The organism is Geodermatophilus obscurus, from assembly GCF_900143215.1.
Classification (GTDB): domain Bacteria; phylum Actinomycetota; class Actinomycetes; order Mycobacteriales; family Geodermatophilaceae; genus Geodermatophilus; species Geodermatophilus obscurus_A.
This window is the reverse complement of the sequence record NZ_FRDM01000102.1, coordinates 1-1,263: the sequence shown is the minus strand read 5'-3', so window position 1 is coordinate 1,263 and position 1,263 is coordinate 1. Positions and strand designations below refer to the sequence as shown.

The 1,263-nt window shown below is 73.0% G+C and carries 1 protein-coding gene and 1 pseudogene; both read left to right on the top strand.

All coding sequences use genetic code 11. From position 1 onward, the window contains the following. Positions 1–378, top strand: a pseudogene (locus BUB17_RS27545) (hypothetical protein); the annotation flags it as partial. 161 nt (positions 379–539) lie between these two features. Then, on the top strand, positions 540–1,263 hold a 724-nt coding region (locus BUB17_RS25185; protein ID WP_072921594.1), incomplete at its 3' end, for a glycosyltransferase family 2 protein.

Genomic DNA, 1,263 nt, shown 5'->3' with positions numbered 1-1,263 from the left:
GAGGACCTGTCCTCCCTCCACGACCAGCACACGAGGACGCCCGGCACCGCGCACGTGGGTGCTCCACCCGCGCCGGTCGTCGTGGCCCCGGCGCAGGGTGCCGTGATCGACGCCCAGGACGCGCCTCCGAGTGCGCCAGTGCCGGTCTCGCCGCCTCCTGCGCCGCCGGCAGCCCCCGCGGCCCCCTGCACGACCGGCGCCGCCGCCTCGGGCACCTACGCCTCCGGCGCCGGCCAGCACGGCCTCGCCTCCATCCCGCTGGCCATCCTCGGGACGGAGATCGCGGCCCCGGCCCCGCTCACCGCCGAGCTCCGCTGGATCGACGTCCCCGCCCGGGTGATCGGCGGCGGCGACGACCCGGGCTGCAGCCCCGACTGATCCGTCTCGCCTCCGGCTGAGCGCGGGTGCCCGAGCGCACCCCGAGCGCCGGCCGGGGTCCGCGCGCGTCCCGAGTGAACCGGACGCGCCCCGCCAGGTCGTCACAGGCGTCGGCGGGCGCCGTCATCCCAGGGCAGTGCACGAGAAAGAGGGCACAGGCAATGCGAGAAGCGAAGAGCATCGTCGACGTCCGGCCGCCGGCCGAGGTCGTCCCCCACCCCAGCGCCTACGCCGGCCAGGTCCGGACCACGGTGCCGCGGATCAGCGTCATCATCCCCACCTTCAACGAGGCCAAGAACCTCCCGCACGTCTTCGCCCTCATCCCCGAGGACGTGCACGAGGTGATCGTCGTCGACGGCCGCAGCGTCGACGACACCATCGAGGTCGCCCGCGCGCTGTGGCCGGACGTGCGGATCGTGCTGCAGAACCGCCGCGGCAAGGGCAACGCCATGGCCTGCGGTTTCGCCGCGGTCACGGGTGACATCGTGGTCATGCTGGACGCCGACGGGTCGGCCGACCCGCGGGAGATCCCGCGCTTCGTCGAGGCCCTGACCAACGGGGCCGACTTCGCCAAGGGCACCCGGTTCGCCAACGGCGGCGGCAGCGCCGACATCACCCGGACCCGCAAGTGGGGCAACCGGTGGCTCAACCGGATCGCCAACCTGTTCTTCGGCACCCGGTACACCGACCTCTGCTACGGCTACAACGCCTTCTGGGCGGACTGCCTGCCGGCCCTCGAGCTGGACGCCGGCGACCGTGGCCGCGAGGACAAGCTGTGGGGCGACGGGTTCGAGATCGAGACGATCATCAACACCCGGATGGCCAAGGCCCGGATGCACATCGTCGAGGTGCCGAGCTACGAGTTCGAGCGCATCCACGGGGAGA